Raw genomic sequence first — 23,536 nt, forward strand, 5'->3', positions numbered from 1 at the left:
TCAATGACTTGACACCCCCCGGGTCGATAGCCACCTAATGTCGGCGGCGAGCGAAAATTCTCTTCCAGATTCGCCTCAGTTCCGATCCGGCGAGCCGGTCCAACGCGAAAACGGACCGATCGGTTTTGCGGATCACCTCGGCACCTTGTGGCGGTTGCGCATGAGCATGGCGGGCTGCGTGCAAGGGGGCAAAGCAAAAGGAAAAGGCCATGACTAATCCAAAACCCCGGCCAACCATCGTTCATGGCGAAACGCACGCCTATCCCGTGCTGCCGCTGCGCGACATCGTCGTCTTCCCGCACATGATCGTTCCGCTCTTCGTCGGTCGCGAGAAGTCGATCCGCGCGCTCGAAGAGGTGATGAAGAACGACGCGCTGATCATGCTCGCGACGCAGAAGAACGCGTCCGACGATGATCCGGCGCCCGACTCCATTTACGAGACCGGTACGCTTGCCAGCGTGCTGCAGCTCTTGAAGCTTCCCGACGGCACCGTGAAGGTGCTGGTCGAAGGGCTCGAGCGTGCGCGCGTGCAGAAATACACCGATCGCGCCGACTATTACGAAGCGACCGCCATTGCGCTGGCCGACACCGATGCGAAGTCGGTCGAGGCGGAAGCGCTGTCGCGCTCGGTCGTGTCCGACTTCGAGAGCTATGTGAAGCTCAACAAGAAGATCTCGGCCGAGGTCGTCGGCGTCGTGCAGGCGATCACGGATTTCGCCAAGCTCGCCGATACCGTTGCCTCGCATCTCGCCGTCAAGATCGCGGATCGCCAGGGTATCCTGGAGACGCTGTCCGTCACCACGCGCCTGGAGAAGGTGCTGGGCCTGATGGAGAGCGAGATCTCGGTGCTGCAGGTCGAGAAGCGGATTCGTTCTCGTGTCAAACGACAAATGGAGAAGACCCAGCGCGAGTACTATCTCAACGAGCAGATGAAGGCGATCCAGAAGGAGCTCGGCGACGACGACGGTCGCGACGAGCTCGCCGATCTCGAAGAGAAGATCGCCAAGACCAAGCTCTCCAAGGAAGCGCGAGAGAAGGCGCAGCATGAATTGAAGAAGCTGCGCCAGATGTCGCCGATGTCCGCGGAAGCGACCGTCGTGCGCAACTATCTGGATTGGCTGTTGTCGATCCCGTGGAACAAGAAGTCCAAGGTGAAGAAGGATCTGGAAGCGGCGCAAGCCATCCTGGACTCCGATCACTACGGGCTGGAGAAGGTCAAGGAACGTATCGTCGAGTATCTCGCGGTGCAGTCACGCGCCAACAAGCTCACGGGCCCGATCCTGTGCCTGGTCGGTCCTCCCGGCGTCGGCAAGACCTCGCTCGGCAAGTCGATCGCGAAGGCGACGGGGCGTGAATTCGTGCGCGTCTCGCTCGGCGGCGTGCGCGACGAGGCCGAGATCCGCGGTCACCGCCGCACCTATATCGGCTCGATGCCCGGCAAGATCATCCAGTCGATGCGGAAGGCGAAGTCGTCCAATCCGCTGTTCCTGCTGGACGAGATCGACAAGATGGGCGCCGATTTCCGCGGCGATCCGTCCTCGGCTCTGCTCGAGGTCCTCGACCCCGAGCAGAACGGGACCTTCAACGACCACTATCTCGAGGTCGACTACGATCTGTCCAACGTGATGTTCATCACGACCGCGAATACGCTCAATATTCCCGGGCCGCTGATGGACCGCATGGAGATCATCCGGATTGCGGGCTACACCGAGAACGAGAAGGTCGAGATCGCGCGCAAGCATCTGATCCCGAACGCGGTGTCCAAGCACGGCCTGGACTCCAAGGAGTTCTCGATCGACGACGACGCGCTGCTGCTTTTGATCCGCCGCTACACCCGCGAAGCGGGCGTGCGCAATCTGGAGCGTGAGCTCTCCACACTCGCCCGCAAGGCGGTGAAGGAGCTGATGATCTCCAAGAAGAAGTCGGTCAAGGTCACCGAGAAGACTCTGGAAGAGTTGCTCGGCGTGCCGAAGTACCGCTTCGGCGAGATCGAGAGCGAGCCGCAGGTCGGTATCGTCACCGGCCTTGCCTGGACCGATGTCGGCGGTGAACTGCTCACCATCGAAGGCGTCATGATGCCCGGCAAGGGCAAGATGACGGTCACGGGCAATCTGCGCGACGTGATGAAGGAGTCGATCTCGGCGGCGGCGTCCTACGTCCGCTCGCGGGCGATCAACTACGGCATCGAGCCGCCGATGTTCGACCGCCGCGACATCCACGTGCACGTGCCTGAGGGCGCGACGCCGAAGGACGGCCCGTCCGCGGGCGTCGCCATGGCCACCGCGATCATCTCGGTCATGACCGGCATCCCGGTCCGCCACGATGTCGCGATGACCGGCGAGATCACGCTGCGCGGCCGCGTGCTGCCGATCGGCGGCCTGAAGGAGAAGCTGCTGGCTGCGGCCCGCGGCGGCATCAAGACGGTGCTGATCCCCGAGGACAACGCCAAGGATCTCACGGAGATTTCCGATGCGATCAAGGGCGGCATGGAGATCATCCCGGTCTCGCGCCTCGACGACGTCGTCGCCAAGGCGCTGGTGAAGAAGCCTGTGCCGATCGTCTGGGAAGAGGACACCAAGGTGACGGTGAAGCCGGACGGCGATGAAGCCGCCGGCGGCCTGACCGCTCACTGAGGCTCAGTGAAAAGATGATAGAACGGCGCCTTCGGGCGCCGTTTTTGTTTTGCGGGCAGGGGGAGGAGGCCGATGCAGATCGACGGGCAATGCCATTGCGGGACAATCACCTTCGAGGCCGAGGTCGATCCGGAGGAGGTCTCGGTCTGTCACTGCACCGATTGCCAGACGCTGACCGGCTCGCCGTTCCGGGTGACGGCCGTCTGTGCCGGCGCTGATGTCCGCCTGACCGGCGGTACGCCCAAAGTCTACGGCAAGCGCGGTGACAACGGCCGGATGCGCTTCCAGCACTTCTGCGCCGATTGCGGTTCCCCGCTGTTCACCAGCGGCGAGGGCGACCAGGCCGACGATTGGGGCATCCGCTGGGGCTCTATCCGCCAGCGCGACAAATTGCGCCCCGCCAGGCAGATCTGGTGCCAGTCGGCGGCGGTGTGGATCGACGCGGTGCCGCTGCTGCCGGGGAGGCCGCAGGATTGAGGTTGGTTTGCGACAGGCCCGCCTTCGCCCGTTGGGCTTCGGCGCGGCAGCCTGCGCTCGCTTCGCGCCACGAGCACTAACGCTGGCTTGCCGAGTTGCTGGTTTGCCGAGTTGCCGGCTTGCCGAGCCGTAGCTCGCGAAGCGAGCGAAGGCTGGTGGGCGGTCACGGATTCGAACCGCGGACCCTCTCGGTGTAAACGAGATGCTCTAACCAGCTGAGCTAACCGCCCCACGGCGCCTCTTTAGCGCCTCGGCGGGTGTCGGAGCAAGGGCCGAGCGCGCCCGAGGAGGCGGCGATCGTGCTCGCCGCCGCTGCGCAACGCCTCGGCCTGGAACCCCGCCTGATTGTCAGGCTGTCTTGGTGAACATCGTCAGGACACCGTCGGCGATATTGATCGCGACGACTTGTGACGAGCTCAAGCCCTTGGCCTTGAGCACGGAGGCCGCCTGCGGTGTGGCGTCGATGGACTGCCGGAGCGACTGGATGTCCTTGTCGCTTGTGTGCGCCACGAGTTCATCGACCTTCGCGCGCACGGCCGGCTGCAATTCCTTGACGTCGACGACCTGGATGCTGCGGATCTCCGTGCTGGACTGAGTGGACGGCTGTTCCGCGCCGGGTTGCGACGATGCGCCCTGTGCCTGCACGAGAGCCGGTGTTCCGAGGGAGAGAGCCGCAACGATGACGGACGCGGTGAATCTGCGCATGGGCATGCCTTTTCCAGTTTGAGGAACGGCGAAAGCTATCGACGAAATCTGGTTGGCATCTGATTCCGATGTGGCCGTTCGGTGAAACCAATGCGGCCGCAATGCGCACGGATGAGACCGGCTGCGTCGGGTCCGGTGATGTCTACGGCAAGGGGGTAGCTTAATTGGTTAGGACATCTCGTTTACACCGAGAGGGTCCGCGGTTCGAATCCGTGACCGCCCACCAACCTTTGCTCGAAAGCGAGGCAACACTTCAACGTCGACGCCAAAAGGTCGAACAGCAATCAAACCACTCGACGAGGACAGGTGTTCCAGTTTGCAAGACTCGCCTTCGCCGCGCTGCGCCCGCGGCGTTCACTTCGACAGGCACGATGCGACCGGGAGCGACGTGCACCGCAGGCATATCCACCTGCGCAACAGGCGGTGGCCCAATGAAATGCACGCGGGGGGGCGGCCTTGAGCGAGATCGGCAACGATTAGAGAGGGAGCGGAATGCTGGCACCAGGAAAGTGAAGAACAGCCAACTCTGGGGCCGAACGGGCCGGCACCAAAATTCGACCCGGCTAAACTCCTGAAGCTGCCGAAGAGTTAGGGACACATTTCCCTGTATCCGACCGATCCCGCACCCGACGAGCTCCCACTCTCGACCCGGCATCCCGATTTGACCGGACGACAGCCTGCGTTGCCGCATATAAGCTGCCCGCTTGCCTGAGGCTTGGATGGTTTGGCTTCCGTTTGCTTGCGCTCAGTATCCCGCTTCTTGGCGTCCTCGCGCGTCGCAACCGGTTTCTTGTCCTGCACCTTCTCGCATTCATTGTCGTCATTGACGCGGTAGCCGGCGCGGCAGGCGATCTTGGTGCATGTGTCGCCGTCTGCCTTGAAGCCGCGATCGCAGATCAGCGGGCAGACGCGGCCGGGCTTGGCCTTGATCGCGTCCAGCGCATCGAAGCTCGCGAGCTTGGCATCGAATTTGGTGCCGGCATATTTGTTGAACAGCGCCAGCGAACGTTGTGACGAGGCATTCCAATCGCCGTCTGCGGAAGCTGTCAGACAGCCGACACGGCGGAGCTCCGACTGCACCAGCTTTGTCGTTTCCTGCGGCGACATCGCCGGAAGAGTCGAAGAGGGCGCAACCGCTGCCACTTTCTGCTCCGTGTTGGCGGAGGCCTGTTTCTCGGCGGCCTGCTTGGCGGCGAGCTCAGCTGCGGCCTTGTCGCTCGCGAGTTTCTCGGCCAGCGCCTTCTCGGCAGCCTGCTTCTCGGCCATTGCCTTCGCGACTGCCGCCTCGGCTTCTTTCCGGCGTTGCTCGGCTGCGGCCGCCTTGGCTTCCTCGACCTGCTTGGCCTTCTCGGCGGCGAGACGCTTGTCCTCGGCCGCCTTGGCCGCGGCCGCCGCCTTCTCCTGCTCGGCCTTGGTGGCGCGCTCGGCTGCGAGCCGGGCCTTCTCCTCTTCCGCCTGCCGGGCCTTGTCTGCCGTGGTCGCACGGGTTTCCTCGGCGGCGATCTTGTTCAACTGGCCTTTGGCGAGATCGGTATAGAAGCCGCTCGGAAAGCGGTTGAGGAAGGCGGTCCATCCGTCGCGTGTCCCAAGCTGAAGCGCCAATTCGTAGTCGCGCCGGATCTCACTGTCGGGGTTGGCCTGGGGGCCGGCGACGACCGGTTTCGTCGCAACCAGCGGCACGTCGTCGCCGCCCAGCGAGCCATAGACATAAGGCTCCTGCTTGTAACCGGTGTTCTTGAGGACGTCGTCACGGACGAAGCCGAACGCCTTGCGCAGGTCGAGCCCCGGCGTCGGCAGGCGTTCGACCAGCGCTGCGGCAAACGGGCTGTTCTTGGAGTTGCCGTCCGAGGCCGTCGAGCCCGCCTTCGCCGCGAAGGCGACCATGGTGTTCGGGCTGGTCGGCTCGACCTTAGCGAGACCGCGGCCGATGGCGCGCGCGGCGATCGTGCGTTTCATGGTCTTGGCAAAGGGATTGTCGCGGCAGGCATCGAGGATGACGAGGCGAAGCTGCTTGGCCGGCTCGACCGCGAACAGCGCGCGGTCCAGCGGCAGCGTCTCGTCGAGGACGTCGCTGTCGGTCTCGAGCGTGGCATCGGTGGGGATCAGATAGTTGGTGCCGTCAAGCTCGATGCCGTGGCCGGCATAATAGACGACGGCGACGTCGGCCTCACGCGCTTTGCCACCGAAGTCGCGCAGCGCCCGCCGCATCTCGGCGGCATTGAGATCGAGCTTGATGTCGACGAGGTCGAACCCCGCCTTCTTCAACATGCCGCCGACCGCCGAGGCGTCGTTCACCGGGTTGGTCAGCCGAGGCGCGCTCTTGTAGGCGGAGTTGCCCATCACCAGGGCGACGCGCTTTTCCGCGTGCGCCGGGCCGCAGCCGAGGCACAAGACCGTCAATAAAAATAGAAAAAACCGAAACACGCCCATTGCAGCCCCAAATCGCAATGCGACCAGAATAGTCCAGAGCATGCCATCAAGGCAAAGCCCCCTATGTGACCAACGTCACAGGCGTCCGGGCCAGCCCGCGCCATGATCGACTTGCAAGTCACAACGGAGGGTTGGTCCAATGTGTGCGCTGCTTGATTTCATTTATCGCTATTGCTGCCGGGCGTGCCTGCGCGAAGCGCGACGCATCAGCCAGGGCCGTTCGACCATCGCAATCTCGTAATTCCGGGCCCGGCGCGCGACCCGCCTTGACTCCTTGAAGGGGTGCGCCCGCCATCCCGACGTGGTATCGCCCCTGTGCGGTTGCAAAACCGCGACGGGATGGGCATCGCGAATGGGAATGACCGGGGACACCATGCAGCAGCCAAGCGGCCACGAGCAAAACGCCGACCAGATCGCCTATTGGAACGGCCCGAGCGGCCAGCGCTGGGCCGATCGCCACGCGGCGCAGGAGAGCCTGCTCGGACCGATTGCCGACGCCCTGATCGACCGCGCCAAGCCGAGGCCCGGGGAGCGCGTTCTCGATGTCGGCTGCGGCTCCGGTGCGACGACGTTCGCGTTCGCCAAGGCGGTGGCGCCCGATGGGTTCGCGCTCGGCCTCGATGTGTCCGAACCGATGCTGTCTCAGGCGCGCGCGTTCGCGCCAAAAGGCCTGCCGCTCGATTTCGTGCTGGCGGATGCGACGGTGCATCCGTTCGAGCCGGCGAGCTTCGATCTGCTGGCCTCGCGCTTCGGCGTGATGTTCTTCGCCGATCCCATTGCCTCCTTCACCAACCTGCGGCGCGCGCTGAAGCCGACCGGGCGGCTTGCCTTTGCCTGCTGGCGCGAGCCGAAGGAAAATCCGTGGATGATGGCGCCGCTGATGGCGGTCTACAAGCATGTGCCGAAGATGCCGCCGGTCGGGCCGGAGGAGCCGGGCCCGTTCGCGTTCGCCTCGGAGGAGCGTGTGATGCGCATCCTGAAGGGGGCGGGCTTCGTCGACATGGCGATGGAGCCGCATAATCTGGCGATGGATGTCGCGATCGGCGGCGGCCTCGATGCCGCGGTTGACGGCGCCTTGCAGATCGGGCCCGCCAGCCGCGCGCTGCAGGGACACCCGCCGGAGACGTACGCGGCCGCAAAGGCCTCGATCCGCGAGATGCTGGCGCCGTTCCAGAAGGGGCAGAGCGTCGCGTTGCAGGGCGCGATCTGGATCGTGACCGCGAAGGCGACATAGTCGCCCCCGAACTCCCGGTTGCGAGCATTGAAGATGAATCCAGCACTGAACCAGCGCACTGGTCTTTGGTCCGCCTTGCCCCGGTGGGCAGTCTCTATGGCGTGGTTCTGGGTCTGGGTTTGCGCAATCGGCCTGGTCTTGATGGTTCATCTTGCTTTCCTGATGAACTGGCCGGATCACTTCATCCATGAGGACAGCGCGGCCTATATCATACAGGCCGAATCCATCCTGAGAGGACAATATCTCGAGGATATGATGAAGCGGCCGTACGGCGTGGCCGCCTTCCTTGTGCTGCTGTCAAAACTGTTCGGCCCGCACATCCTCGTCTTCGTCATCGCGCAGCACCTGATGAGCGTCGGCACTGCGCTTTTCGTTGCAGGGATCGTGCGTTTTGCCGGCGCGCCGCGTTTCTTCGCGCTCGTGGCCTTTTGTCTGGCGGCGTTGCACGGCCGCATCGTCCACTACGACAACACGATTGGTGCGGAGACGATCTCCAACTTCCTGGTCAGTCTTGCGGCCTTCATCGCCGCGGGCGCCGCCTTGAGGAAATGGCCGGCGTTGCCGGCCGCAGCGGCCGTGGGCTTGACGCTCGGCGCCGTGATGACATGCCGGTCGGCGGCGATAGGACAGGCCGCGGTCATTCTGTTGTGGCTGGTGGTGGTGCTGGACGCAGGGCTCCTGCGCCGGCTTGGTGTGCTTGCACTGGCAGGCTTTTTCACCTCGGCCGTCTACCTGACGCCGGCGGCGATCAACTTGGCGATCGGCAAACGCCCCGCCGGCAACGAGATCGTGGCCGCGATGGCCTTCGTGGTCGGCTATTCCGGCGATTTCGAGCACGGCGTTCATCTCGACCGGAAGGCGCAGGCGCGGGGATACGTCGAGCAGATGCGGGCTGCGGACACTCCTCAGGGATGGCCCGACACCGGTGTCTATCAGTGGCCGTTCGGCGCGATACACCGGCTGGCGAAGCCCGGCGACAGCGAAGTGGATCTCGAGCGGGTCGTGCGTGACATCTTCATCGAAACGCTGACGACGCCGTCGACGCTCTATCGACACCTCACGAAGCACTTTCTCCGGGAAATGTACTTCCTGCTGTTCGACGCAAATTCGGTTGCGCGGCGGACGCCCAATCCGCAGGGCTACGAATATTTCATGGACCGCGACAGGTTCCCGTTCTTTGACAGCCCGACCGGGCTCAAACCCGGACAGTTGGTTCACGACTACTACAAACCCTGGTGGCCACTGTCGCGGCTGCTCTCCGCGGATCGGCTTCAGCTCACCCTGAACCGCCTTTTTGCGCGTGGCTACGCGCCAAACTCGGAACTGGTCGCGCTGTGCTGCGGGGTGCAGGTTTCGACTGAATACGACGATTTCCCGGGTCCGATCTGGTGGCTGTCCTCGGCGACACTCGGCCTCGCTCTCGTGCTTCTGATTGGCGTCCCTGCGAGCCATGCGGGTTTGGTGCGGTGGCCGACCGGCCGCCTCGTCGCCGGCGGCAGCTTGATGATCCTGCTGGCGTTGGCCAGCGCCGCATTTCCGACCTTCCTCGTTTATGGGCTCAATCGCTACGCGTACTACGTCATTCCCTTCCTCGCCGGCTCGAGCGCGATCCTGGGGAGTGTGCTGTTCGATTGGCTCGGGGCCAGAGCCAGGGCCAGGGCCGACCGGGCCGAGCGCGGCGAGGCATAGACGCGGTCACACCACATCATCCGGCGCCAGCGCGCAGCCATTGTCCGGATGGGTCTCGACCTGAAGCGTGGTGTGGCCGATGCGATGGGTCGTCTTCAGGAGCTGCGCCGTTTCCATCAGGAAGGCATCGCCGGCCCCAGTGGGCATGACGAGGTGGCAGGTCAGCGCCGTCTCGGTGGTCGAAATCGGCCAGACATGGAGATCGTGGATCGCCGTGACGCCGGGACGCGCGAGCAAGAACGACCTGATCGCGGCGAGGTCGGTGCCCTTGGGCGCTGCCGCCATCGACATGTCGACAGAGCCGCGCAACAGGCTGGTCGTGCTCCACAGGATAGTGGCGCAGATGACGAGGCTGGTGAGGGGGTCGAGCCAGAGCCAGCCGGTCCATATGATCAGGGCCGCCGAGACCACGACGCCGAGCGAGACCGCAGCGTCGGCGGCCATGTGCAGATAGGCGCCTTCGATATTGATGTCGTCCTTGCGCCCGCTCGCAAACAGCATGGCGGTAAAACCGTTGATGAGGATGCCGATGCCGGCGACCACCATCACGGTGACGCCCGCGACCGGCTCCGGCTCGCGCAGCCGCAGGATCGCCTCCCAGCCGATTGCGCCGGTCGCGACCAGCAGGAACACCGCATTGGCCAGCGCCGCCAGAATGGTGGAGGCGCGAAAACCGTAGGTGAAGCGGCCGCTAGGCGCCCGCCGCGCCGCGATCGAGGCGCCCCAGGCCACGACCAGACCGAGCACGTCGGACAGATTATGACCGGCGTCCGCGAGCAGGGCGGTGGAGTTGCCGAGATAGCCGTAGACCGTCTCGGCCACCACCAGCGCGGTGTTGAGCGAAATGCCGATCGCGAACGCCTTGCCGAAATTCGCGGGGGCATGGACATGGCCGTGACCGTGGTCGTGACCATGTCCATGGTCGCCATGATCATGGTGGTGATGACCGTGATGGTCGTGGCTGCCCAATCCTAGCGCTCCCCGGAAGCCGCCAAATCAGGCGCCATTGTAGGCGTTTCGTTTGCGACGTCACGGCGGAACAGCACGTAGAGCGCCGGCAGCACCAGCAATGTCAGCACCGTCGAGGAAATGATGCCGCCGATCACCACGGTCGCCAGGGGACGCTGCACCTCGGCGCCGGCACCAGTCGCGAGCGCCATCGGCACGAAGCCGAGCGAGGCGACCAGCGCCGTCATCAGCACCGGGCGCAGCCGCGTCAGCGCGCCCTCGCGCACGGCGTCCGCGATGGGCCGCCCCTCGCTGCGCAGCCGTTCGATGAAGGCGATGATGACGAGGCCGTTGAGGACGGCGACGCCCGACAGCGCGATGAAGCCGACACCGGCGCTGATGGACAGGGGAATGCCGCGCAGCAGCAGCGCGGCGACGCCGCCGGTCAACGCCAGCGGCACGCCGGAAAATACCAGCGCCGCGTCAGCCGCCGATCCCATGCCCATGAACAGCAGCAGGAACACCAGCAGAAGCGCCACCGGCACCACGATCATCAGCCGTTTTGTCGCGGAGACCAACTGCTCGAACTGTCCGCCCCAGCCGATCCAGTAGCCGGGTGGCAGCTTGACCTTCTCGGCGACCGCCGTCTCGGCTTCGGCCACGAAGGAGCCGAGGTCGCGCGCGCGGACATTGGCGGTGACGACGATGCGTCGCTTGCCGTTTTCGCGGCTGATCTGGTTCGGGCCGGGCGTGGCATCTACGGTTGCGACCGACGACAGCGGCACATAGCGCATCTGGGTGAGCGGGGAGGCGGACAGCGCGGTGCGAACGGCCGTGCCGGTTGCTGCGTCCTCGCCGGGCGGCAGCGGGATCGGGATCGCACGGATCGCCTCGAGATTGCCGCGTAGATGCTCCGGCAGGCGAACCACGATATCGAAACGGCGATCGCCCTCGAACAGCTTGCCGGCCGACTTGCCGCCGACGGCGATCTCGACGATGCCCTGCACCTCACCGACGCTGAGGCCGTAGCGGGCGAGCGCCTGGCGATCGAGGCGGACGGTGAGGATCGGAAGCCCTGCGACCTGCTCGATCTTGACGTCGCTGGCGCCGCGGATGCCGCGGATCGCGGCCTCGACCTGCTTGGCGGCGCCTTGCAGGATGTCGAGGTCATCGCCGAAGATCTTGACGCCGACGTCGCTGCGCACCCCCGAGATCAGCTCGTTGACGCGGAACTGGATCGGCTGGGAGATCTCGTAGGCGCTGCCGGGAATGTCGTCGGCGGCCTTGTCGATCGCTTCGATCACCTCCGATTTCGATTTGCCCGGGTCGGGCCATTCCGCGCGCGGCTTCAGCATGATGTAGCCGTCGGTCTGCGCCGGCGACATTGGGTCGGTGGCGATCTCGGCGGTGCCGATGCGGGTGAAGAACTCCTTCACCTCCGGAATCTGCGTGATGCGCTTTTCCAGTGCCTTCTGCAGGTCGAGGGATTGCGTCAGACTGGTGCCGGGAATCCGGATCGAGGCCAGCGCGACGTCGCCTTCGTCCAGGCTCGGAATGAACTCGCCGCCCATCCGCGAAGCGGCGATGCCGCTTGCGACCACGATGAATGCGGCCATGACGGCGACCGCGAGCCGGTTGTCGATGGCAAAGCGGAGCAGGGGGAGGTAGGCGCGCTTGGCCATGCGCATGAACAGGTTTTCGTGCTCGGACACCTTGCCGGTGACGAAGATGGCGACGGCCGCCGGCACGAAGGTGATGGAGAACAGCACCGCGGCGCCCAGCGCCATCAGCACGGTCAGCGCCATCGGCGTGAACATCTTGCCCTCGACGCCCGTCAGCGTCAGCACGGGCAGATAGACCACGGCGATGATCAGCGTTCCGAACAGGCTCGGCTTGATCACCTCGCTCGACCCGCGCAGGATCGCGCGCAGCCGCTCAGAGGTCGTGAGCAGGCCGCCTTTCTCGCGCTGGGCCGCGGCCAGCATGCGCAGGCAATTCTCGACGATGATCACGGCACCGTCGACGATGATGCCAAAGTCGATCGCGCCGAGGCTCATCAGGTTAGCGCTGACCTTCGTCTCGACCATGCCGGTGATCGTCATCGCCATGGACAGCGGAATGACGCAGGCCACCACGAGGGCGGCGCGGATGTTGCCGAGGATCAGGAACAGCACGGCCACCACCAGGGCCGCGCCTTCGAGGAGGTTGTTCCTGACCGTGCGGATGGTGGCTTCGACCAGATCGGTGCGGTCGTAGACGGTTCGCGTCACGACGCCGTCGGGCAGCGATTTGGCGATGTCCTCGAGCCGGGCTGCGACGCGGCGGGCCACCGTGCGGCTGTTCTCGCCGATCAGCAGCATGGCGGTGCCGAGCACGGTCTCCTCGCCATCGCGCGTCGCGGCGCCCGTGCGCAGATCGCGGCCTTCCGTGACGGTCGCGACGTCCCTGATCCGGACAGGATTGCCGCCGCGCGAGCCGATGACGATGTCCTGGATCTCGCTGATATTGCCGACCTGGCCCGGCGAGCGAACCAGATATTGCTCGCCGTTGCGCTCGATATAGCCGGCGCCGACATTGGCGTTGTTGGCGGCGAGCGCCGTCATGACGTCGCGAAAGCCGAGCCGGTAGGCCATCAGCTTGCCGGGGTCCGGCAGCACGTGGAATTGCCGCTCGAAGCCGCCGATGGTGTTGACCTCGATCACCCCAGGCACGTTGCGAAGCTGCGGCTTGATGATCCAGTCCTGCATGGTGCGCAAATCGGTCAGCGAATAGTCGTGACCGCCTTGCGTCTTCGCGCCCGTCCTGGCTTCGACGGTGTACATGAAGATCTCGCCGAGCCCGGTCGAGACCGGGCCCATCGCGACCTCGACGCCAGCCGGAAGCTGGTCCTTCACCTGCTGGATGCGTTCGCCGACGAGCTGGCGGGCGAAAAAGATGTCGGTGCCGTCCTTGAAGACGACCGTCACCTGGCTGAGGCCGTAGCGCGACAGCGAGCGGGTATAGTCGAGCTTGGGCAGTCCGCCCATCGCGGTCTCGACGGGGAAGGTGATGCGCTGCTCGGTTTCGAGTGGCGAATAGCCGGGCGCGCGGGTGTTGATCTGGACCTGGATGTTGGTGATGTCTGGCACCGCGTCGATCGGAAGGCGCTGGAAATTCCAGGCCCCGAAAGCGATGGCGCCGAGCGCAAGCAGGAGGACCAGCCAGCGCTGATGCAGCGAGACGGCGATCAGGCGCTCAATCATGTTCGGCCTCGCCCTTGCCCATCTCCGCCTTCACGACGAAGCTGTTCTCGGCGACGTAGTGCTCGCCGGCCGACAGGCCGGCCTTGATCTCGACATGGCGCGGATCGGAATCGCCAAGTTCGACCGGGCGTGCCTCGATCTTGTCGCCGTCCTCGCGGACGAACACGATGGTCCGGTTCTCCAGCGTCTGGATCGCGCTGCGGCGCACGGCGACCGCGACGTTGCGTGCGGCGAGGATCAGCCGTGCCGTGACGAACAGGCCCGGACGCAGGCGGCCGTCCGGATTTTGCAGCACCACGCGTGCAAGCGCTGTCTGGGTCTCGCTCGAGCCGATCGGCGCCATGTAGGAGATCGTGCCCTTGATCTCGCCCCGGCCATCGTCGGGATCGATCAGCACCTCGTCGTTGAGGTGGACACGCCGGAGGTCCTGCCGGTAGATCGACAGGTCGACCCAGATGGTCGAGAGGTCGGCGACGACGAAGGCCGGCTTCTGTTCGGAGGCGTATTCGCCGAGCGAGATCTGCCGCTCGATGATGGTTCCGGCTATGGGCGCTTTCAGCTCGTAGACGGTGAGGCTCTGGTTGCTCTCGATCGCGGCGAGCAGATCGTCCTTGCCGACCTTGTCGCCGATGCGCTTCTGGATCGATTTGGCGAGGCCCGGAAAGCGCGGCGTCACCTGCACCACGGCTTCCTGGTTGGCACGCAGAATGCCGTTGAAGGCGAGCGTGTCGGTCAGGGTCGCGCTCGCGGCCTCGGCGAGCGTGACGCCCGCGGCCGCCAGCTTGACGTCGGAGATGCGGATACGGTCGGCGCCGTGCTCATCCTGCTCGACATGGTCGTTTGGCTTCTTTTCGGAATGCTCAGTGTGCTCGGTATGCGCGGGCGTGGCCGGCGCGAGCAGGGAGTAGCCGTAAGCCCCGAGCGCGGCGGCAACGATGGCGACGAGAATGGTGGAGGAGGTCTTCATCGTGCGCTCTCCCGCGCCAGCGTGAAGGGATTGCCGACGAGGCCTTCGATGGTCGCAACGCCTGCGTGGAAATTCTGAAGCGCCTCCTGCTCGCGCAGGCGCGCCTGGGTGACGCTCGCCTGGGCGTCGAGCACCTCGAGCAGGGTGAAGCGGCCCTGGCCGTAGCCTTGCGAGATCGCCTCGGACGCCTCGACGGCCTTGGGAATGGCGGTCTCGCGCAGCACGGCGAGCTCGCGCAGCGAGCCTTGCAGCGAGTCATAGGCGCGGCCGGCAATCACGATCAAGGCGTTGCGGTTGGCCTCGCGCTCGGCCTTGGTCTTGGCGAGGCTCTCCTGCGCCGAGAGGATGTTGCCCTGGTTCTGGTCGAACACGGGGATCGGCACCGAGAGGGAGAGCCGCACCGCATCGTCATTAGTCTCGTTGAAGTGGCGCCAGCCGGCCGCGATCCGCACGTCCGGATAGGGCTTGAGCCGGGCTAGCAGCAGCTCGGCATTGCGCTGGGCGAAGACGGCGGTCCAGCGCACCAGCTGCGGATTGGCATCGATGGCGGCGACCACCGACTGGAAGGTCGGCGGCTTGCCCATGGTGTCGAGCCGGCCGGAGACCTCGCCGAATTTCGCTGCGGGATCGCCCATCAGCACCGCAAGCTCGCGCCGGGCGCTGGCCAGCGTTGCCTTGAAGCGCTCGCGATCGGCCTTCACCAGGGCGGAGGCGACTTCGGCGCGGCCGGTCTCGGCCGGCGAGGAGGCGCCGGCCTCGACGCGGCGGCGCAAGAGCGGCGTCAAGCGGTCGATCGCCGCAATCTGTTCGTCGAGGATCTGGATGCGCCGCTGCGCGCCGAGCACGCTGAGGAAGGCGATCGCGGTCTCCGACAGCACCTCCAGCCTGATCGCCTTGCGCTGGATCGCGGCGACCTCGATGCCGGCCGCGCCGGCGGCGATCCGGGCGTCGCGCTTGCCGAACAGCTCGAAGGCCTGGCTGATCTGGAGCGTGGTCTCGGCCGATCGGGTCCCGCGGTATTTGCCGGAGCCGAATGAATCGTCCTGCTCGTACGACAGTTCCGGATTGAGCAGGGCGCCCGCCTGGATGCGCTGGCCCGTGGCGATGCCGACGTCGCGCTCCGCCGCCGTCAGCCGCGGGCTCGCGGCCAGCGCGCGCGACAGCGCGCTCCGCATCGTCAAAGTCTGGGCGTGCGACGGCGCAATCGCCGATCCTGCAATCAGACACGCCACCGCGCACGCCAGGCGCGCGGCCATTCTCCTGCGAAACATAAAACCGACCTGTGAAGGATGAACCTAATGGGCGCGGACGCCCGACCAATCCGTTCAGGCAATATGTTTGGGAGGCGGGGAATCGGTATCGGGGGTAATTCCGGCGAGCCGGGGCGCATGCTGCGGGCTCGATGCGGCTGCAGGCGCGACCGATGTGGCCGCAGGCGCCGGCTGTGTCACCGTCAGCGAGAAGCAGCCATGGCAATGATGTCCGCCGACGGCCTTGTGGTCACTATGGCCCGTGGGGCCATCAAGGACCGCGGCGATCTCCGAGCCACCGCCGGGCGTGGTGACGTCGATGTCGTGCGAGCCATGCAGCGCGCTCGCGAGCAGGTAGACGACCGCGATCAGCACAGACAGCAGCCCGCGCCAGTTGCGCTGGCGGCAAGTTCCTGAGGGCTGGCGGTTCGTGGGCACGACGTCACTCTGGTTGCGGTCTATGCCCGGCCTAGCATGGGGGCGGGAACAGTGTCGACCCGCAACATTGTTACGTCCCTTGAAGAATTGCCGCAGTGCTGGCCGCAAATGCCAACGCGTCTCATTGACGCGTGATCAGGCCGAGTTGAGCGTCGGCTGCCACTTCGCATGCCACCTCTGGAACATCGCCGGTGTCGCCGGCTTCGGCCGAGACGATTGCGCAACGGCCGGCTTCCATCGCCCGCTCCAGCCATTTGATGGCTTCATCGATCCATCTGTCGTGCTGCTCGGGATCGGCGATCGCCTTTTCCCGAAATGCATCTGCCTGATGAAGGCACGCCGTTCTGCGGTCCACGCGGCTCTCCCCGATCCGGAGGTTCCGCCCCGGTGGCATCCTTCATGATCGGAGAGCCGGCGTCGTTAACATAGGACAGGAAGCGCAAAAGGAAGGCCCCAGCCCGGGGCTGACCGGCTGAGGCCTTCGTGCTCACATCTTCATCCTTGGGACTTGAACAGACAATGCACATCGGGCCGGTTCGTTCCGCACCTCGATGCCGAATTAGGAACGTTCCTCATTCCTCCCGATTAGCGATCAGGAATGTTGAGGAGGATGGGACTATGGACGGACTGATTTATCTGATCGGCCTGATCGTCGTGATCATGGCGATCCTGTCGTTCTTCGGCCTGCGCTGAGAGAACGGCAATGGAAACGCTCGTACGGGAAGACATGATGGAGGGCGGCGGGGCGGCGTCCGACAACCGCCGGACCATCCAGTGGAGCTCGGTGTTCGCAGGCACTCTCGCCGCCGGTGCAATGTCGTTCATCCTGATCGGCTTTGGCGTCGCGGTCGGCCTAGGTGTCAGTTCAGCCTCGCCGACATGGCGCGATGCTTCGGCGGCGCTGGCGCTGCTGTCCGGGCTGTACCTGATCATCCAGGCGATCATCAGCTTCGGGTTCGGCGGCTATATCGCCGGCCGGACGACGCGACCGGCGCCCGCGCTGGTGACGATCGAAGACGATGGCGAACGACGGGACGGCCTGCACGGGCTGACCTCCTGGGCCCTGGCCGTGCTGGCTGGCGCGGCTCTGCTCGCGCTGCTCGGCGCTGCCGCGATCGACCGTTCGCCGATGCGCAGCTCGGCAAGCAATGCGTCCGCGGCCGAGCCGCTGCTCAGCTATGAGCTCGACAAGCTGTTCCGCGCGCCGCGTCGCGCCCCAAACATCGATCTGAGGGAGGCACGCGCTGAGGCGGGACGGATTCTGATGACGTCGTCCAGCCATAGCGGAATCAGTACCGATGACCGAGCCTATCTGGTGCAGCAGGTTGCTGGTCTGACGGGGCTGCAGGCCCCCGACGCCGAACGGCGGGTCGATGCGCTGATCGCGGACTCCAAGACCGCCATCAACCGTGCGCGGCGCAACTCGATCATCGTGGCGTTCTCGGTCGCGGCCGCGACCCTGATCGGCGCCGCGGTGGCGTGGGCTGCGGCAGTGGCCGGCGGGCGGCATCGCGATGGCGAACCATTGCCGAACTGGATGGCGAGTTCAAACCGCTTCCATCGCAATCCGCGCGCAATGCCGGTGCCGTAAGCTCTGAAACAAATGGCCGGGCGTAAGCCCGGCCATAACGGACGGAAGCCTCAGGCCTTCTCCTCCCAGATCATCGCGAGATGCACGATGGTCTGCACTGCCTTTTCCATGTCCTGCCGGCTGACCCATTCGAGCCGCGAATGAAACGCGTGCTCGCCGGCGAAGATGTTGGGGCAGGGCAGGCCCATGAAGGACAGGCGCGAGCCGTCGGTGCCGCCGCGGATCGCGGTGCGCATCGGGCGCAAGCCGGCGCGGCGGATCGCTTCGATGGCGTATTCGAGCACGTGCGGGTGACGGTCGATCACCTGCTTCATGTTGCGGTACTGCTCCCGCACCTCGAACGTGTAGGTCGAGCGCGGATAGTCCTTCATCACGTCCTTGACGATGGTCTCGAGCAGGACCTCCTTCTCCTTCAGCCCTTCCTCGGTGAAGTCGCGCACGATGAACGAGAGCCTCGCCTGCTCCAGCGCACCCTCGATGCCGATCGGATGCAGAAAGCCCTGCTTGCCCGAGGTCGTCTCCGGCGAGCAGCCTTCCTTCGGCAGCCGCTCGACGATGGCGGCCGCGATCTTGATCGCATGCTCCATCTTGCCCTTGGCGTAGCCGGGATGGGCGCTGACGCCGTTGATGGTGATGGTGGCGCCGTCGGCCGAGAAGGTCTCGTCCTCGACGCAACCGGCGCTTTCGCCGTCCATGGTGTAGCCGAAATCGGCACCCAGCTTCTTGATGTCGACATTGTCGACGCCGCGGCCGATCTCTTCGTCCGGCGTGAACAGGATCTTGATGGTGCCGTGCTTCACATCGGGATTGTTGATGAAGAAGTGCGCGGCATCCATGATCTCGGCAACGCCCGCCTTGTTGTCGGCGCCCAGCAGCGTCGTGCCGTCGGTGGTGATGATGTCGTTGCCGATCTGGTTCTTCAGCGCGGGATGCTCATTGAAGCGGATCACCTGGCTGGCATCGCCCGGCAGGGTGATGTCGCCGCCGCGATAGTTCTTCAGAACTTGCGGCTTCACGTCCTTGCCGGTGACGTCGGGCGAAGTGTCCATGTGCGAGCAGAAGCAGATCACCGGCACCTTCTTGTCCGTGGTGGCCGGGATCGTTCCGTAGACGTAGCCGTAATCGTCGAGATGCGCGTCCGCGACGCCCATGGCCTTCAGCTCCGCGGCGAGCACGCGGCCGAGATCCTTCTGCTTCTCGGTCGAGGGCGAGTGAGGGGATTCCGGATCGGACTGGGTGTCGATGGTGACGTAGCGCAGGAAGCGCTCGGTCACGGTATGCGAAAAGGTGAGGGAGGACATTTCTGTTCAAACCGCCGGGTCAGGGGAAGAGAGGCGGTATACCAGAAAGCGGGCCGCGTTGCGGCCGGAACGAGATGAGATCAGGCTTAATGAAACCTTGGCTCAGATCGCCTCTTTCAGTTCCTTGACCGGGCGGAAAGTGACCTTCTTGCTGGCCTTGATGTGGATCGGCTCGCCGGTGGCGGGATTGCGGCCGGTTCGGGCGGCGCGCTTGCGGACCTGGAGGATGCCGAGCCCGACGATGCGGACCCGGTCGCCCTTCCGAAGGTGCTTGGCGATCAAATCGACCATGTCGGTCAGGACCGCCTCGGCGTGCTTTTTCGACAGGTCCTGGCTCTCGGCGATATCGGCGGCGAGGTGCTTGAGCGTGATGGTGGCGGGAGCGGCTGCCTTCTTCGCCGAATCCTTCTTGGCCGTATCCTTTTTAGCCATGACTGGCCTCCTCGGTTGTCCAATGACAGGGTATCCCTGGAAAAGCCGAGAATGCGTGGGGATCCCTCTAAGTCCTTTGAGACGTAGACGATTCGGGCGCGGGCTGACTATGCCGAGAGTTCCCGCCAGCGGCAGGCAATCGCCGGCGCAGATGCGGCCGAAGTCGAGGAGTTCAAGCTAAGACTATGAAGGGGTTGCCAAAATGGCGCGAGAGACGGGGCTCGAACCCGCGACCTCCGGCGTGACAGGCCGGCGCTCTAACCAACTGAGCTACTCCCGCGTGGTTCGCTCGATGCGCGCGGAACGAGGGGGGAATTAAAGGCGGGGCTGAGTGAAGTCAAGGACGTTGCGCTGGCACGGTGCATCTCGGCTAAGCATTGCTCTGGAAAACGAAAAAGGCCGCCCGGAGGCGGCCATCGGTCAGCCCGGAACGGGACGTTTCAGCGAATCTCGGACGTGCCCGCGCTCGTCACCACCACCGGCTTGCCGGCCTTGATGACGTGGGTGGACTGGGCGGTCTGGCTGTAATCGGCATTGGTGCGGGCTGCGATCCCGAAGGCCGCCACTGTGATGCCAGCCACCAGCGCCACCACCACGATCTTCAGGTGGGTCGCACGATCAGCAGAGTGAATTGAGTGGTTCATCTGAGCCTCCCGACGGGCTTTGCCGCCGTCTGTAGGCTCATGTCTTAAGGACCATCTGTTTCCGGATGGTTTCGCGGGTTCCGCAAAATGGTTTCATCATTACGCCCGCTTGGTTGCGCTAGGCTGGCGGCCGGAACGGCCTTCAGGCCGCCGCCCGGCCGATATCGTTCCGGATCGCCCGGGCGGCCCAGATGAACAAGAGGGCGCCGAGCGTGGTCGTGACCGCCGCCGAGAGCAGGGAATAGCGCACGGCCTCTGCGCCATAACTGCCCTTCAGCGCGTCATTGACCATGCCGACCGCGAGCGGGCCGACACCCTGGCCGAAGCAGGTGGCGGTGAGCGCAATCAGCGCGGAGGCGAGCGCGCGCATGCTGGGCTTGGCCACCGTCTGCGCGATCGCGAAGATCGGGCCGAGATGGAAGCCGACCAGGAACGAGGTCAGCGCCAGCATGGCGACCATCATCGCGAAATCCTGCGTCAGCATGCACAGCGCGAACACCGGCCCGGCGAGCCCCGAGGTGATCGCGGGCGCCCACAGCTTCCAGCGGTCGTCGCGGCGGCTGACTTGCGCCACGACGAAGCCGCCGAGCAGGGTGCCGGCCATGCCGGCGAGCCCCTTGAAGGTGCCGGCATAGGTGCCGATCTCGGCGCTCGACAGATGATGCACGCGGGCCAGGAACGGCGGGATCCAGGCCGCGGTCGCGTAGTTGGTGTAGGTGGTGAGGCAGAAGCCGATCAGGACGACGATGAAGCTGCGCTGCGAGGCGAGAAAGCGCAGCGTCGGCCCGAGCGGCTCGGGCACGAAACTCTCCTGCATCGCGCCGCGCTTCGGCTCGGAGATCGTCAGCCACAGCACCAACGCGAGCAGGATGCCGGGCAGGCCGGCGACATAGAACGCCATCCGCCAGCCATAGTGCTGGTTGACGTAGCCGCCGATGAAATAGCCGAGGAAGACGCCGAGATAGGTGCCGATGGCGTAGATGCCGAGCGCGCGCGGGCGCTCGTTCTTGGCGAAGAGATCGGCGACGATCGATTGCGAGGCCGGTGAGCCCGCGGACTCGCCGATGCCGACGCCGATGCGCGCCAGCGCCAGCGAGGTCACGCTGGTGGCCGCGCCGCACAGCGCCGTCATCGCGCTCCAGAATGCAAACGCGACAGCCACGATGTTGCGGCGGTTGAGCCGGTCGGCAACGCGCGCGATGGGAATGCCGAGCAGGGAATAGAACAGCGCAAAGCCGAAGCCGGCGAGCAGGCCCATCATGGTGTCGCTGAGGGCAAACTCCTTCTTGATCGGCTCGATCAGGACGTTGAAGATCGTGCGGTCGAGGAAGTTCAGCGCGTAGATGATCGTGAGCAGCCCCAGCACGTAATAGCGCCGCGCCGCGGGCTTTGCCGCGGCAGCCGTTTGCACCGACATCTGTGACGTCACATCGACCATCGCTTCCCCCAATTTGTGTTTATTGTCGTTATCGGTCCAGCCCGGAAGTAGGGTCTGGCAGATCAGCCTTCGCGGATGTAATTCCCCGCTTCGAATTCGACCGGCGGCGCGCCGGCATCGAACGAAACGCCGATCGGGTCGCGGCCTGCGGCGAGCGCATCGAGCTGGTCGCTCAGCATGCGCCGGATCATGAGGATGCCGCGGTCGCTCTGGCCGAAATGCTCCTCGGAGTGAACCGTCACCTCGCCCTGGCCGACCTGGGCCTCATAGTCCCCCGGGAATTGCTGGTGCTCGGCTTCCGTCATGTCCCACCAGAACTTGCCGTTGAACTTCGAGCGCATGCGGCTGATGTCGCCGGAGTCCTTGACGCGGCCGGCGACATAGATCCGGAAGGAGCCGTCGTCGATCGGAAGCACCCAGCCGATCGACTCGACGCGCGCGAACTGCGCGACGCGCGGGTTCGGCACGACGCGTAAGGTCGGCAGCGCAGCCTCGCTGACGCGATAGAACACCTTGCCGTCGTCCTGCTTGCGCTCGGAGCGCACGAGGACGCCGCGCGGCGATTTCTCGAACTTCACCTCCGGGATCGACGCCATCATGTTGGTGAATTGCGGGCCCGAGAACGAGCCGTGCAGCACCGGCACGTGATAGGGATCCACCACGTTCTCGAAATGCTGCAGCCAATTGCAGGGGATGATGGCGGGACCGCCGCCGCCGATCGAGGAATCATCGGCCTCGACCATCTCGCCGTCGTCCATTGTCTGCAGGCACTCGTAAGCCGGCAGCACCGGGCGTTTCTCGGCCGGGCCCATATAGGCGAAGATCAGTCCGTAGCGCTCCTCGACCGGATACCAGGGCTGGCGCACCTTGTCCTTGAACTGACCGCCATCGGGCTCGCAGGGCTGCTCCAGGCAATGACCCTCGGTGTCGAACTTCCAGCCGTGATAGCAGCAGCGGATGCCGTCCTCCTCGACCTTGCCGTAATACAGCGTCGTGCCGCGGTGGCAGCAGCGGGCATGCAACAGGCCGGCACGGCCATGCTTGTCGCGGAACAGCACGAGATCCTCGCCGAGCGCGCGCACCTTCTTCGGTGTGTCGGTGGCGTCGCTGACGAGACCGACCGGATGCCAGTAGCGGCGCAGCAGCTCGCCCATCGGCGTGCCGCGCGCGACAGAGGTCAGCTCGGTGCGGGTATGCGCCGGCTTCATCGCATAGGCCGTGCCGAGGTCACGATCCCGCTGGGTGATGGTCATGCTGGTCCTCCCGCTTTGGCCGTGATGGCCGGGCCTTTTCGGCACCTTGGATCCAGTGAAAGATAATTCGATGACAATGTCAACGATCTTCCAAAATGCCTCTTAGTCGCATTTGATGAGGCGGCCGGCCGGGCTTGGCAGGCTCGGACTTGGCAGGCTCGGACTTGGCAGGCTCAGAGTTGCAGGCCCAGACTTGCAGGCTCGGACTTGGCAGGCTCGGGCTTTCTTGGCAGAGGTGGATCATGAGCCAGATCGAGAGCAGGGGCGGGGCGACGTCGCCCGCAGACGAGAACGACCCGTCAGCCCCGATCACCGTGATGCTGTCGTCGCGACTGATGGTGCTTGCCAATCTGCTCAAGCGTGGCGCGATCCTGCGCTACAAGCGCCTCACCGGATTGTCCTCGGTCGAGTTCGGTCTCGTCGCCTCGCTCGGCCGCCGGCCGCCGATGAGCGTGGCGCGGCTTGCCGAAGCCGTCGGCCAGGACAAGGGACAGATCAGCCGCGCGCTGGCCAATCTGCTCTCGCGCAAGCTGATCGCGAAATCGGCTAATCCGAAAGATAGCCGCGAAGTGCTGATCTCGCTGACCCCGGCGGGTCTCACCGCGCATGATGCGATCGTCGAAGGCGCGCAGGAGCGCAATCGGCGCCTGCTGGAACAGCTGAGCGAGTCCGAGTTCCACACGCTGCTGGGGCAGGTCGACCAGCTCACGGCGATCGCCGCCGAGATGCTCGAGAGCGAGAAGAACGCGCGCTGATCTTCCAGCAATCTCTGGAAACGCTGGATCACTTCTAAGAGTCTTTCTAAGAAGCTTTCAATTAGGGAATTCTCGCGCGCTCCCATAAGCGTCGCCTCCAAGCGCATGC

The 23,536-nt window shown here is 65.0% G+C and carries 19 protein-coding genes and 2 tRNA genes; 6 read left to right on the plus strand and 15 right to left on the minus strand.

Going from position 1 to position 23,536, the window contains the following annotated elements; genetic code table 11:
* The first annotated feature begins 209 nt into the window (after window positions 1-209).
* Both lon and RAD10_RS29405 read left to right on the plus strand, forming a co-directional pair.
* Window positions 210-2,633, plus strand: coding sequence for an endopeptidase La (gene lon / locus RAD10_RS29400; protein WP_091965275.1), 2,424 nt, complete (start codon window positions 210-212; stop codon window positions 2,631-2,633).
* Between the two features lie 72 nt (window positions 2,634-2,705).
* Complete coding sequence (locus tag RAD10_RS29405) at window positions 2,706-3,110, plus strand: GFA family protein (protein ID WP_461620244.1); 405 nt, start codon at window positions 2,706-2,708, stop codon at window positions 3,108-3,110.
* Between the two features lie 153 nt (window positions 3,111-3,263).
* On the opposite strand, the gene RAD10_RS29410 is transcribed toward RAD10_RS29405, so the two are convergent.
* The 3 genes from RAD10_RS29410 to RAD10_RS29420 form a co-directional block, all read right to left on the minus strand.
* Window positions 3,264-3,340: transfer RNA gene (locus tag RAD10_RS29410), tRNA-Val, on the minus strand.
* A 118-nt stretch (window positions 3,341-3,458) separates the two neighbouring features.
* Window positions 3,459-3,821, minus strand: coding sequence for a hypothetical protein (locus tag RAD10_RS29415; protein ID WP_092257364.1), 363 nt, complete (start codon window positions 3,819-3,821; stop codon window positions 3,459-3,461).
* A 582-nt stretch (window positions 3,822-4,403) separates the two neighbouring features.
* Window positions 4,404-6,245: a caspase family protein gene (locus RAD10_RS29420; RefSeq protein WP_461620245.1), complete on the minus strand. Its 1,842-nt coding sequence runs from the start codon at window positions 6,243-6,245 to the stop codon at window positions 4,404-4,406.
* 373 nt (window positions 6,246-6,618) lie between these two features.
* On the opposite strand from RAD10_RS29420, the gene RAD10_RS29425 reads away from it, so the two are divergent.
* Both RAD10_RS29425 and RAD10_RS29430 read left to right on the plus strand, forming a co-directional pair.
* Window positions 6,619-7,479: a class I SAM-dependent methyltransferase gene (locus RAD10_RS29425; protein ID WP_461620352.1), complete on the plus strand. Its 861-nt coding sequence runs from the start codon at window positions 6,619-6,621 to the stop codon at window positions 7,477-7,479.
* A 141-nt stretch (window positions 7,480-7,620) separates the two neighbouring features.
* Window positions 7,621-9,168, plus strand: coding sequence for a hypothetical protein (locus tag RAD10_RS29430; RefSeq protein ID WP_461620246.1), 1,548 nt, complete (start codon window positions 7,621-7,623; stop codon window positions 9,166-9,168).
* A 6-nt stretch (window positions 9,169-9,174) separates the two neighbouring features.
* On the opposite strand, the gene RAD10_RS29435 is transcribed toward RAD10_RS29430, so the two are convergent.
* From RAD10_RS29435 to RAD10_RS29460, 6 genes are all read right to left on the minus strand, one after another.
* Window positions 9,175-10,137 (minus strand): cation diffusion facilitator family transporter, encoded by a 963-nt coding sequence (locus tag RAD10_RS29435; protein ID WP_461620247.1) that lies wholly within the window; start codon window positions 10,135-10,137, stop codon window positions 9,175-9,177.
* Between the two features lie 2 nt (window positions 10,138-10,139).
* Window positions 10,140-13,358 (minus strand): efflux RND transporter permease subunit, encoded by a 3,219-nt coding sequence (locus RAD10_RS29440; RefSeq protein WP_461620248.1) that lies wholly within the window; start codon window positions 13,356-13,358, stop codon window positions 10,140-10,142.
* Window positions 13,351-14,325, minus strand: coding sequence for a divalent metal ion exporter adaptor subunit IhpB (ihpB, locus tag RAD10_RS29445; protein WP_091965280.1), 975 nt, complete (start codon window positions 14,323-14,325; stop codon window positions 13,351-13,353). The genes RAD10_RS29440 and ihpB overlap by 8 nt, the downstream gene beginning before the upstream one ends.
* Window positions 14,322-15,596, minus strand: a complete 1,275-nt coding sequence (gene ihpA / locus RAD10_RS29450) for a divalent metal ion exporter subunit IhpA (RefSeq protein ID WP_461620249.1) — start codon at window positions 15,594-15,596, stop codon at window positions 14,322-14,324. The genes ihpB and ihpA overlap by 4 nt, the downstream gene beginning before the upstream one ends.
* Window positions 15,597-15,650: 54 nt before the next feature.
* Window positions 15,651-16,013, minus strand: a complete 363-nt coding sequence (locus RAD10_RS29455) for a hypothetical protein (RefSeq protein ID WP_461620250.1) — start codon at window positions 16,011-16,013, stop codon at window positions 15,651-15,653.
* A 121-nt stretch (window positions 16,014-16,134) separates the two neighbouring features.
* Window positions 16,135-16,368: a hypothetical protein gene (locus tag RAD10_RS29460; RefSeq protein WP_461620251.1), complete on the minus strand. Its 234-nt coding sequence runs from the start codon at window positions 16,366-16,368 to the stop codon at window positions 16,135-16,137.
* Window positions 16,369-16,716: 348 nt separating this feature from the next.
* Between RAD10_RS29460 and RAD10_RS29465 the strand changes: the two genes are divergently transcribed.
* Complete coding sequence (locus tag RAD10_RS29465) at window positions 16,717-17,604, plus strand: hypothetical protein (protein ID WP_461620252.1); 888 nt, start codon at window positions 16,717-16,719, stop codon at window positions 17,602-17,604.
* A 50-nt stretch (window positions 17,605-17,654) separates the two neighbouring features.
* On the opposite strand, the gene pepT is transcribed toward RAD10_RS29465, so the two are convergent.
* The 6 genes from pepT to RAD10_RS29495 form a co-directional block, all read right to left on the minus strand.
* A complete protein-coding gene (gene pepT / locus RAD10_RS29470) occupies window positions 17,655-18,905 on the minus strand; it encodes a peptidase T (RefSeq protein WP_461620253.1) in 1,251 nt (416 codons plus the stop codon).
* Between the two features lie 102 nt (window positions 18,906-19,007).
* Window positions 19,008-19,337, minus strand: a complete 330-nt coding sequence (locus RAD10_RS29475) for an HU family DNA-binding protein (protein WP_091965285.1) — start codon at window positions 19,335-19,337, stop codon at window positions 19,008-19,010.
* A gap of 203 nt (window positions 19,338-19,540) precedes the next feature.
* A tRNA-Asp gene (locus tag RAD10_RS29480) sits at window positions 19,541-19,617 on the minus strand.
* 160 nt (window positions 19,618-19,777) lie between these two features.
* Window positions 19,778-19,981 (minus strand): hypothetical protein, encoded by a 204-nt coding sequence (locus RAD10_RS29485; protein ID WP_018320134.1) that lies wholly within the window; start codon window positions 19,979-19,981, stop codon window positions 19,778-19,780.
* 142 nt (window positions 19,982-20,123) lie between these two features.
* On the minus strand, window positions 20,124-21,419 hold the full coding sequence (locus RAD10_RS29490) for a spinster family MFS transporter (RefSeq protein ID WP_461620254.1): 1,296 nt from the start codon (window positions 21,417-21,419) through the stop codon (window positions 20,124-20,126).
* 62 nt (window positions 21,420-21,481) lie between these two features.
* Entirely contained in the window at window positions 21,482-22,672 is a 1,191-nt protein-coding gene (locus RAD10_RS29495) for a Rieske 2Fe-2S domain-containing protein (protein ID WP_461620255.1), read from the minus strand.
* 242 nt (window positions 22,673-22,914) lie between these two features.
* Between RAD10_RS29495 and RAD10_RS29500 the strand changes: the two genes are divergently transcribed.
* The gene (locus tag RAD10_RS29500) at window positions 22,915-23,427 is read left to right on the plus strand and encodes a MarR family winged helix-turn-helix transcriptional regulator (RefSeq protein WP_461620256.1); all 513 of its coding nucleotides are present in this window, start codon (window positions 22,915-22,917) and stop codon (window positions 23,425-23,427) included.
* Window positions 23,428-23,536 lie beyond the last annotated feature (109 nt).

The organism is Bradyrhizobium sp. 23AC (assembly GCF_054863025.1).